The organism is Erwinia sp. MYb416 (assembly GCF_037479575.1).
Classification (GTDB): domain Bacteria; phylum Pseudomonadota; class Gammaproteobacteria; order Enterobacterales; family Enterobacteriaceae; genus Erwinia; species Erwinia rhapontici.
Window position 1 is genome coordinate 1 of sequence record NZ_JBBGYT010000225.1, and the last position, 611, is coordinate 611.

General features: G+C 39.6%; 1 pseudogene. It reads left to right on the forward strand.

Features of this window, described 5'->3' with window-relative positions:
• Positions 1 to 119, forward strand: a pseudogene (locus tag WH277_RS02060) (fimbrial protein); the annotation flags it as partial.
• Positions 120 to 611 lie beyond the last annotated feature (492 nt).

Consider the following 611-nt stretch of genomic DNA (forward strand, 5'->3'; position numbering starts at 1 on the left):
ACCTGGTGGACGGCGCTGTTAAAATTCCATTTGTTGCCTATGTTAAAGCAAATGGCGATACCGATGTGACGCCAGGTACATTCCAGTCATCAGTTAACTTCAAGATTGATTACCAGTAATTTTAATGGCGTTAAGAAATCTGTTTTAAGCATATTAACCCTGGTAAGTATGCCTCATGGAATTATGCCAATGGGTATGCTGTATTACCGGGGTTATTTTTTTAAAACTTGCGTTAGCAAAGACCGCAGTAACACAGCCTGCTAAGACAGAGCCGGTGATAACAAAACCCTTTACCACCAAGTTGACCAGGTGTTATCTGGAATGCATGACCCACCCAGGTATACCTTACCAACGCGCGAATATGACGTTTATCGGTGCTTCTCGGAGCCGTCGTTCACCATTTTTTCGGTAACGTCATGAGAGCCTGCATCTGACTATCATATAGTCAATGGTCATGATGAGAAAAATTTACTGACTTACTAATCTCTGACAGAAGAAAAATTAAAGCTAGTGATTTTTATGCAAATGTAAATTTCTTTATGGACTATTTGTAAAAAAATAGATGGATTTTTTACAAATATACCTCCCTGTACGACAGGGAAGGAATATCG